This is a genomic window from Mesorhizobium sp. M4A.F.Ca.ET.022.05.2.1, from assembly GCF_003998845.1.
GTDB lineage: Bacteria > Pseudomonadota > Alphaproteobacteria > Rhizobiales > Rhizobiaceae > Mesorhizobium.
In genome coordinates this window covers 1-10,295 of the sequence record NZ_RZOJ01000209.1, presented here as the reverse complement: position 1 = coordinate 10,295, position 10,295 = coordinate 1, and the positions used below count along the sequence as shown (strand labels likewise).

The 10,295-nt window shown below is 63.5% G+C and carries 3 protein-coding genes; all 3 read right to left on the bottom strand.

Translation table 11 applies throughout. The features are described from left to right. Nucleotides 1-1,174 (bottom strand): site-2 protease family protein (locus EN745_RS21245; RefSeq protein WP_348630971.1); only part of this gene is annotated, 1,174 nt, incomplete at its 3' end. A 2-nt stretch (nt 1,175-1,176) separates the two neighbouring features. Next, nucleotides 1,177-3,048 carry an HlyD family efflux transporter periplasmic adaptor subunit gene (locus EN745_RS21240; protein ID WP_127422178.1) on the bottom strand — a complete coding sequence of 624 codons (1,872 nt, stop codon included), beginning with the start codon at nt 3,046-3,048 and terminating at the stop codon, nt 1,177-1,179. A gap of 65 nt (nt 3,049-3,113) precedes the next feature. Next, a partial coding sequence (locus tag EN745_RS21235) for a matrixin family metalloprotease (RefSeq protein WP_127422177.1) occupies nt 3,114-10,295 on the bottom strand: 7,182 nt, incomplete at its 5' end.

Here is a 10,295-nt window from a genome sequence, read left to right as displayed (position 1 = left end):
TGCCGACGACGAAGAAGCGCTGGCTGACCAGTGTGACGATCGCCACCATGACGCCGATCCGGTAGAAGAACGCGGCGACGCCGTAGCTGAAAAGCCAGAACTCTTCGCCTTGTGCGGTTGCCGGCGTTTCGGCGCTTTCGATGCCGAACAGATACCGCTGCACCACATAGCCGAGATATTTGGTCGCGCGCTGACCAAGGTTCGGTATCTCGAGAACGTCGCTCAGGACGTAGTAACCGTCAAAGCGCAGCAGCGGATTGCCGTTGAACAGCAAGGTCGAAATGCCGCCGATGAGCATCACGTTGAAAGCGAAGGCGCGCACCAGTCCGGGCTCGGCGTTCAGCCAGACGATCAACGCCAGACAGGCCAACAGCCCCTCGACGATAATGCCTGCCGCCCCCACCAGTGCGCGCTGCCACTTGTCCCGGAATGCAAGGCTCTCCGACGCATCGACATAGGGCACCGGCATGAACACGAGCAGCATCACGCCGATCTCGTGCACTTCGCCGCCCCAGCGCTTGACGGCATAGGCATGCCCGAGTTCATGCAAGGCCTTGATGAAGGGATAGGCAATCAGGATCAGCACGATATTCTCGGCCGAGAGAACCCGGTCGGTCACGTCGCCGGTCAGCGCCTGCCAGTTCATCGCAGCAAGGAAAATCGAATAGGCAACCAGCACCAGGAAGGCGACGCCGCCAAACCAGGACAGGAACGGCCGCACCAGCGGATAGGTAGCGTTCAGGAATTCGTCCGGATCGAACAGCCCGACGCGAATCGCCAGCGGATTGGCGAATTTCGACAGAAGTTTACGGTTGTGCTGCTTGCTGGCGCGGTCGGCGATTTCCTCAATGTCAGGCGGAATGTCACCGAACAGCACATCTGAAGCGTGAAGCTGCCCCAAAAGGCGGATCACCGCGTCCTGTGTGATGACCTTTTCATCGAGGCGTTCGCAGGCGCTGTCCCATACTTCCTGCATGGTGCGTCGGCCGGTCATCAGGCTGATGATGAAATAGGCCTCCGGCGTGAAACGATGAAAACGGCCCGAAGTCCGGTCCTGCATCACATACCAGACCTGGCCGCGGAAGATCGTGCGGTGGATGCTCACCTGGCTTCGCAGCCGCGGCTTCAATTGCGCGACGCGATACCAGGACGAACTGAAATAGCTCCTGTCCATGCTCAGCCCGCCCAGCGCCAGAGGGTCAGGCGCAGCCAGTCGATCATCTTCTGGGTATGGACGAAGAACAGCAGCCGTTCATCCACATGGGTCTTGCTGACGCCCTCCATGCCGGGACGTAGCCGCTCGGGGGACCCGGCGAGAGAAGCCTCTACCATGAATGAGTTGCGGCCGTTGCCCTGTCGCGAGACAGAGGTGATCTGTTCGATCCTGTACGTCAGCGGCTCCCTCGGCAATGCGCTGACCCGCAACTGGCCGGTCTGGCCGATCTTGATGTCTTCGATGTCGCTTTCGTCGACTTCCAGCACCACGCGGTAAGCATCGAGCGGCGCGATGTGAAACAATTCCTGGCCACGCTCGACCGCCGCGCCGACCGATTGCGACAGGTCGCCGGAGACAATAAATCCGTCAAACGGCGCCACCAGGCGGGTGCGACGCAGTTGTTCGTCGATCAGCGACAGTTGCGCGTCCGCCTGCTTGATCTGGGCCTCGATGATCTGGCTTTCGGCGCGCTCGCCACGCGCCAGCGCGCGGTCAAATTCCGTTTCTTTCTGAGCCTTGGTGGTGACCAGCCGCAGCCGCTCGAAATTAAGGTCCTGATCGTCGAGCTGCGCCAGCAGTTGATCCTTGCGCACCGTTTCGCCTGCCTTGGCGAATTCCGACAGAACATAGCCACTGAATGGGGCGACGATTGTTCGCTGCACCGAGCCGCGAATGACAGCAGGCGCCGTTACCGCATAGGGCGAGGTGGCGACGCTGAGGTAGGCGGCGATCGCCACCGCGGCCAGCGTCACGATCTTGCGGCCGATGAAGCGTGGGCCAAGCAGCCGCTTGATCTGGATCCAGCCTGCCTCGAGCGCCTTGGTGAAGATGGTTCGGTCGTTGCGGCGTTTTTCCTCGAGGACCGGTCCGACCACGGCCGCAACTGCGTCGCAAAGGTAGATCGTCTCCTGGTCAAAGCGCGCGTCGACGGGCCGCAGGAAAGTGAGCGCGCCCGTCATCCGGCCGTTGCTTTGCAGCGGCACGGTCAGGGCAGCGCCGTTCTTGTGCTGGCGCGTCAAGGCTTCGTGCGCGAGGCTGACGCGATATTCCTGCCCCTCGCGCGATGGCGCGACGACCACGGCCCGCTGGTCGATCGCCTCGTCCATCGCCGCGGCGACGTCACGCATGAAACTGACCTTGCTGTCGAATGCCGCCGAGTGGGACACCGCCGCAACGCGCGTCCAGCGCCGGCGCATCACGCCAATAGCGACCGGGTCGCAATTCAACCGCATGGCGAGTTCTGTAACGAGCGCGGTGCAGGCGCTCTTGTACTGCTTCTTCTCAATCACCGTCGCCAGCATGTCGAACGCAAAGCGACTGCGCTGCGCCGCCTGTTCGCTCTGATCGCTCATGCCGCGGCGCACATGCACTTCCACCCAGCCGCAGGCCCACTGGATCTTGCGCATGATGTCGGTGAAGGCAGCGTCGTTTCGCTTCACGGCAACGGCACAGGCGCCGAACAGATGTCCGTCGATGAGGATCGGGGACGCGATGATCTGTGTGTCGTCTGCCGGACCCGATACACTGACGCCCTGACGCTTTCCTGTCGCCATTTCGGCGGCGCCGAGAAGCCCGCCGGCCGGCGACTGTGAGTTCGGCCATGCGGCGGCCAGCACATAAGGCCCGGCATCGGCTTCCCCGAGCACCAGGGCTGCCGCGGAGGCATCGGGTAGCTGGCGGCACAGAAGGCCCAGCCATGCGCCGATGAACTCATCAGACGTCCCGGCAGCACGGAAGCGTGTCCACAGCGCCTGGTCTAGAACGCTGTAGCTGACGATGCCGGTATCATCCAGCATCCTGCGAGTGTCACCTTCAAGGATGCTATCGGCCATGGACACCCGTTTCGAGGCGGCGGACGCAGTTCGCGAAATGTATGAACTGCGCCGTCATCATTGTCTCAGCGTACTCCAAACAGACTGGACAGGCGCGACAGCAGCCCCTTGCGGTTGCTCCATTCGGCGAGACCGTTGAGGTCGTCCGAAGCCGCGTCGCCATCGTCGTGATCCGCATCAGGCGCCGCATGATGCGGACGGTCCTGCTGCCGATCCTGCGCGGCAACGAAGGTTCCGCTGGTTTCGTCAAACACCCAGTCGGGCTGGCTGCTTGGCTGCAGGCCGGAAGTAACCCCTGTCAGCACGATATCGCCGGGTTTCGCGCTTGCATCGGCCTCAGAGTCGGAGTTCGCTACCGCCGCCGCATCGCCTGAAGCTCTTGCGGCCGAGATCGTGGTGACGTCTCCGACCGCCTGAGCCGGGGCGATGCCAGCGCTCTGAAGCAATCCATGCTCCTTGGCGCCGACAAAGACGCCCAGGCCATCATGGAAGAGCTGCGTTTCAACCTCCTCACCAGCCGATCCGGCCTCCGGCAGCCGGCGCTCGCCGACGGCCAACTCAGCCGACATCACGCCCGTCTCGTCGTCATCGTGATCGAGGCCCGCCTGATGGCCGATTTCGTGGATCAGTACCGACAGCAGGTCCATCCGCCCCTCGGCCGCGCCGCCGGGCAACGCCGTCAGGTGGCCGGATGCATCGAGCTGGAACTCGCTGCTGTCGAGAGGTGACAGGTCAACGAACCAGCCATTTCCGGCCGCGTTGCGGTCGATCAGCACGGCGCCGAACACCGACTGTGCCAGCGCCATGCCAGGCAGATCGACGACCTGCACATCCAGGCTCGACAGTTTTGCAAGCTCTGTCGCGTCCAGTTGGCCGCTGGCCGACCAGATCGCCATCGCCTGCGCCAGCATCGCCCTGGCCTGATCGACGCCGACCGCCGTTGCTGTGTCTCCCGCCTGGCCGGGCGAAGCCAGTGCCAGCTGATTGGAGCTGGTGCTGAACGCCGAGGCGTTGGTGCGGACCTGCAGCCGGTCGAAGGACGCCCCGGCATTGCCTGTCACCAGGCCGAACTCGCCATCGGCAACGGCTGAGTTGAAGCCATAGCTGCCGACGAATGCGCCGTTGACGGTGATCGAGACGGCAGCGCCACGTATGGTCAACTGGACTTCATAGTCCGTCGTTGAACTGAGCGTGCGGGCAAAGCTTTGATCGATCGCCGTGCCGCCTTTCGACGTCACGTGTCCAACCAGAACCTTCTGGGCCGCCACATCCAGCGTGACGAACTTGTAGTCGTTGGCGCCGTAGTAATCGAAGACGATGCCACCGGTGCCGGCGGTCTTCAACTTCGCCGTCAGTTCCAGATAGGCGTCCGCCCCGATCGCCGGGCCGACATCCAGCAGGTTGGTGCCGGCGCCGGCCGCCGCGTTCAGCCTGCCGCCCGAGAGCGTCCAGCCTTGAGCTGCGGTCTTCGACATCGGATAGGTCGGCGGCGCGTCGAACTCGGCTGCGTAGTCGAGCGTGATCTGGGGCGGCAAGACCTGGACACGGAAGTTGTCCACCGTACCCTTCGAGCCGCTGTTGCCGACACCGACGAGGCCCTTGTTCAGCGCCACCGGCTGGCCCTCGAGGATGCGCGGCGCGAAGGTGTAGCTGAACCAATTCACGCCAGCCACGGTCAAAGTCGCGTTCGTGCCGTTGACCGCGAGCAGGACATCGTAAGCCTGGTTTGCCTTGAGCTGCACCGGCTTGTTGGACTTGACCAACTGATGCCAGCCGCTGGCGTCGCGGTAGCCCATCTCGATCTGGTCGTTCGAGATGTTGATGCCGGCATATTTGAAATCTGTCGGCGAGTAGTAGTCGAAGATGATGTAGGAGTTGGCTTTCCAGCCGGCCGTCGGCTTATCGGTCGTCAAGGTCGCCGCGATCTCGTAGTAGATCGGCGTATAGGCGTCGAGATAGAGAACCGCGGCTGCCTGGTCCCAAGTGCTCGCCGACTGAACGGTGAGCTTACCGCTGGTGACGGCGAAATTGCCCTCGTCGACCGCCACGACCTTGGCGTTGCCATCATTGAAGTCGGCCGTGCGCAACACGTCGCGCTTGCCGCCGGGGATGTTGCCCGCCTGGGGATCCGTCGGACCGCCGGTCTGATCCTGCCAGAAGCCATGATCCTTCTGGGTGATCAGGCCGATTTCGCCTTCCACGCCGCCCATGAACATATGGACGTGGCTGTACTTGTCGTCCCCGTTGATGCTGCCAGTGTCGGCGGTGCGGGTGATGTCGACACCGTCGCTGAATGCCTGCGCGTAAAGGAAGTCGAACAGTTGCGGCGGCACCTGCCGGCTTACCGTCGCGATACCGAACGGTGCGAACGGCACCAGGTAGCTGTTGAACTCGCCGACCCAATCAATCAGGCGGTCGCCACCGGTGTTGCCGATCAGGATGTCGAGCCCTGCCCCGCCGAAAACGCGGTCCTCATACATTGGATGCGTCTCTGGCTGGTCGTTCAGCCAGTTGTTGGTCGAGAGTACATCGTCGGCGTTCATGAGGTCGTTGCCCCAGCCGCCATAGATGTGGTCGCGGCCGGTACCGCCAACGATCCAGTCATTGCCCAGGTCACCAAAGACCGCATCGTTGCCGTCGGTGTTGCGCTGCGCAAACGCCGTCGGCGTGCCGTTCGGCGCAAAAGCGATCGCGCCGTTGACCAGCGGTCCTTCATTGTCGACGAGGTTGAGGAAATACTGGCGCGCGATAGGCGGCGTGCCGGCCTTCCATACCGAACCATCGGCGTTGAACATGATCGTCCGGCGCGGATCGTACTCGTCGTAGAGGAAGAACTCGCCGAGCCGGCTCTGCACCGGCTTCGGTGCGTTCCAGGGATCGCTGTCAGGACCAAACTTCAGTACGTCGCCAGGATTCCACGGCCGCGAGAAGTCGGTGCGCACGATGCCCACGACATTGCCCGCCGCGTCGAAGCGCTGCGTGTAGGACTCCGGCAGGGCTTCGCCGCCGCCGACCGCATCGTCGCCGGAACCGCCATGGATGAAGTCGTCACCCAGGCCGCCGAAAATGATGTCGTCGACGACATTGGCGTCGAACAGCGGATTGTCGCCGCCCTGCGCATTTGGCGTCAGATTGTATGGCGTCAGGTCGACCGCCTTCTTCATCTTGCCGCCGACATTGATCGTCTCGGTCTGCACCTGTCCGGGCGTGTAGATGAACTCGTTGAGCACATCGCCCTGGCTGGTGCGCGTATCCGGATCGGTCGCCAGCAGCGGCAGCACGCCGAACAGGCTTTCGCCGTAGGTCGCGCTGTTGCGGCTGGTGAAGATGCGGCCGTCGTCGCCCAGGATGCCGTCCTCACCGGTACCACCGGAGATCCAGTCATTGCCCCAACCGCCGATCAAGTCGTCATTCTCGGCATCGCCGAACATCCGGTCATGGCCGCCGCCGCCATAGGCGGTGTCGTCACCGGTCTCGCCATGGAACTCATCATGGCCACCGATGTCCTGCTTGGCCCATATGCCGAATTCGCTGCGATAGGCGGGATCGTTCGGGTTGTTCTTGGAGAACAGGTCCGGACGGAAGTCCGGGCCGCCCGGCGTGTAGTCGAGCAGATGGATGCCGCGCACGACGAGACGCTCGCCACCGGCGCGCGCCGGGTCGTTCACGTCGTAATTGAACTGGACATAGAGCTGTTGGCCGGCCGTGCCGTTCGGATTGATGTCGGTGTGATTGACACCGACGATCCGCACGATGTTGCCGTTGTCGCCGATCATGGAGTCGGCATCGCGAGCAAAGCGCGAATTGATCAGCGTGCCGTCATTCGGCAAATTGTCGTCATTGCGGTCGATCTCGATGCCGGCGCCGCCGAAAATGTAGTCGTCTCCGTCGGGCCGCGCATTCGGATCAGTGAGGCTGAAGAAGGACGAGGACCCACCGATCAGATCATCCTGGCCGAGACCGCCGAATATCTGGTCGTCACCGCCGCCGCCTTCGATGTAGTCCTGGCCGTCAGTCGCCGCCGTGAAGGAGGCGATCACCGTGAGCGGACCGATCGGATCGGTGACGCCGCCGGATGTGCGCGATGCGCCGACATGCGAGGTGCCGGCAAAGGCCAGCTCGATGCCGCCGTCGCCCTGCACCACGTCATGGCCGAGCTGACCGAACAGTTCGTCATGGCCTTCGCTGCCAGCGATGTAGTCGTTACCGAAGCTGCCGACGCCGACCGTGCCCTCGTCGAAGGCGAAGGTATGCAGCGCCGCGTAGTCGACCGAATACTCGCTCCACCACGGAGCACCGTCCGGATCGCGATACCGCCGAGCGGTACTGTCGACCAGCAGCAGGCCGCTGTTGTCGGCATTGACCGTGCCGAGGCCGGCCGGCATCGGCCGGTCGGTACGGCTGTACAGCAAAGTTCCGGCCAGCGTCTGGAAGCGCAGGCTGAACGTATCGTCCAACAGGTTGCCGTCAGCGCCGCCCTGGCGCGACATGTAGACGTTGTCGCCAAAGACGCGATCGTCTTGCTGGTCACCGTCGAGCAGATCATGCCCGGCGCCGCCCACGATGACGTCGCGGTCGAGGCCGCCGAACACCACATCGTCGCCGCCATTCTGCAGTTCGGCCGATTTGATGCCGGTGACCAGCACCAGCTCGGTCGTCTGGATGCGCTGCTTCAAAGCCGACGGCAAGTTCGGATCGTCGACGAACATTTCGATCACGCCGTGATCGGCGAAGATGATGTCGTCGAAGTCGCCCAGCACGCCGGCAGCCGCGACCGAACTCGGCCCATAGCCGAGATGCGAGGCGCCATCGCCGAAGATCAGGTCGTCGCCCGCATCCATCAGGTCACGAACCGACGACTTGACCGGCTTGATCGTCGTGCCGTTGGTGTCGGTGTCCGGATTTGCCGAAGGCAACGGACTGTTATCGACCGTATCGATGAACAGCTGGCGCGTGAAGATGTTCACGTTCACGCCGCTGTCGCCATAGATGTGGTCGGTGCCGCGGTTGCCGATGATCAGGTCGTCGCCGGAACCGCCGGCAAGATGATCGCCAGCCTGGCTGCCGTAGATCGTGTCGTTGCCCGCGCCGCCATAGATCGTCAGGCCGACGCTCGGCAGGTTTGCCGATGGCGTGCCGGCGAACAAGGCGCTGGCGTCGATGATGTCGTTGCCGGCGAACTTGTAGCGATTGGCGAGCGGGAACACCCACTCGTCATCCTCATTCTCGCCGTCCTGCAGTTCCGGGAACGGATCGAACGGCTTCTCGCCGAATTCCATACCCAAAACGTTGTGCGCCTGGCCGGAATACCAGATGCCGTCCTGGCCGGTGTCGCCATAGATGACCAGCGGCGAGTTCGGTCCGGCGCCGCCGGTGACGACAATGTGGTCGCCGCCGATGCGGGCGCCGCCGTCCAGCGTGACGTCGGTACCGGAAACGGTCATCGCAACGCCGACTTTCGGCGTCAGCGCAACGCTCTGCAGGGTCATCACGGTCGCATTGAGCGCCTGGATGGTGAACGTGCCGGCAAAGCCGCTCAGTTGCACCTTCTGGCCCACATGGAAGCCATCCGCCAGCCAGCTGCCGGCGCTGCGTGTCAGGCTGTTGGTGGCGATGTTGACGGTCGCCGTCCCGGTGATGACGCGCGGCTCTGCGACGTGCAGCGAACGCTCGGCATAGATGTTGAACGCGTTGGGCGCGAGCACGGTGCCGGCTGGCTGGCCGGCGCGTGTGTTCGGTGCGCTGAGCACCAGCACACTGCCGTCACCCCATGTCAGCGCGGAGTTGGCAGGCGCCGGCAGAGTCGCGTCGGCGATCGCCAGAATGGTGCGCGTATAGGTCTCGCCCGCAAGCTGGATCACCTGGCCGACCTGATAGCGGTCCTCCGACCAGTCGCGGCCGTCCTGACGGGTGACGATGATCTGTCCACCGGTTCCGGCGGCGATGTTCATCGGGCCGGCGCTTTCCAGATACATGTTGCCGCCGCCATGAACGAGCGTCAGCCCGCCATGCTGGCCTTGCACATAGAAGCTCTTCACCGCGTCGTTTTGCGTCGCCAGCGGCGCACCTTCGAGCGTCAGCGAGAAGCCGTCTTGCGAGATCTCGATGATGCGGAAGTCGCGCTTGCCGTCGGCATCGACCATGGTCACCAGATGTCCGGCGAGGTAGCCTTCATCGGCCCAGTTGACGCCGTCCTGGCGCGTGACGATGCCGCCGGTATAGGTCGGGTCGACGTCGACTTCGGCCACCACGGTCTGCAGCACGGCATTGGTCACCGGGTTGATGCGATTGATCGTGCGCGGCGCTTCCGAGACCGGCGCGAGTTGCCCGCCGATGACGTGCATGACCGCGCCGGCGATCGCCACGATCTGATACTCGCCCTTCGCAAAATCCTCATCGATCGAGATAAAGTCTCCGACCGCAAAGCCGGCCCAGTTGCCGCCGTCGGTGCGCGTGATGATGCCACCCGCCGTCGTGCTGGCCACATCCACCGACTTGTTCGGCGTGATCACATCCTTGTCGAAAGCGGTGATCGTATGCGACCCGTCCGCCACACCGACGAGCGTCGGTCCGCCCAGAACCAGGATCGAGTTGTCATTCGGATCCGCGCCTTCGGCCGGATTGGCCGGATCGATCAGCGCATCATTGATGGCGAGGATCGTCCAGACGCCCGCCAGGTTGTCGATCTTCACCGTTTGGCCGACGAGGAAGCCCATGGCTTTCCAGTCGAAGCCGGTGCGCACGATGGTGCCGCCATTGGCTCCGGATGCCGTTACGTCGAACGTGTTCGTCACCTGAACCGGCGGCGCAGGATTGAGCGTGCCTTCGATGACGAGCTCGTCGTTGCCCTCGCCGAGCATCAGGTTGACCACCTCGATGGTGCTCTTGGTGTCGTCGGTGCCGAAATCGCCATTCGAGTCGACGCTGATGCGCCCGAAGCTGATGCCACCTGGGAAGAAGCCGGATTCACCGAAGGTCGGATCGCCGGTCACACCAAGCCCCAGGCTCAGATCGTCAGCCATGTTGAAGCCGGTGAGCGTCGTCTCGGTCATGACGCCGCCGACATCTTCCTTGCTGGTGTCGTTGAAGATGTTCAGCACGTCGATCTGCTGCGATTCCGGCGGCTGCTGGCCGATCGCGATCAGGAAGTCGTCGGCTTCGCCGGGCAGCTTGAGGCCGTTCTCGAGCGAACGGTCGGCGCCGGTGACGCCGCCCTCGACAGCCAGCGGTCCGCGCAGCTTGGACAC

Bases quoted from the DNA above. Each gene is read 5' to 3' on its own strand.
- EN745_RS21240 (WP_127422178.1), bottom strand. From the start codon at position 3,048: ATGGCCGATAGCATCCTTGAAGGTGACACTCGCAGGATGCTGGATGAT.